We start from the raw sequence: 239 nt of genomic DNA on the forward strand, positions 1-239 counted from the left end.
AATTCTATATATTGATGAGTGATGAGATAATTGATGATTTTGTGCATTTTTTCATCTAATTTTTCCTCTAAATATTTTTCTTTGGCTTCTTGTTTTTTTAATTCCTCATCTTCATCGCCAAAAATCCGATCATTAATAAAACCCGCCACAAGTGTTCCCACTACTGCACCCACCACTGTCCCAACAATAGGAAAGCTCGAGCCTATAGCTGCTCCAGTTGCTGCACCTGCGGCAATACG

1 protein-coding gene is annotated in these 239 nt (G+C 38.5%); it reads right to left on the reverse strand.

What is annotated here, in order from left to right:
- Window positions 1-239: glycine zipper domain-containing protein (locus ELQ11_RS09840; RefSeq protein ID WP_134225311.1), on the reverse strand; the 239-nt coding region annotated here is incomplete at both ends.

The organism is Campylobacter sp. US50a, from assembly GCF_004379015.1.
Taxonomy (GTDB): domain Bacteria; phylum Campylobacterota; class Campylobacteria; order Campylobacterales; family Campylobacteraceae; genus Campylobacter_D; species Campylobacter_D jejuni.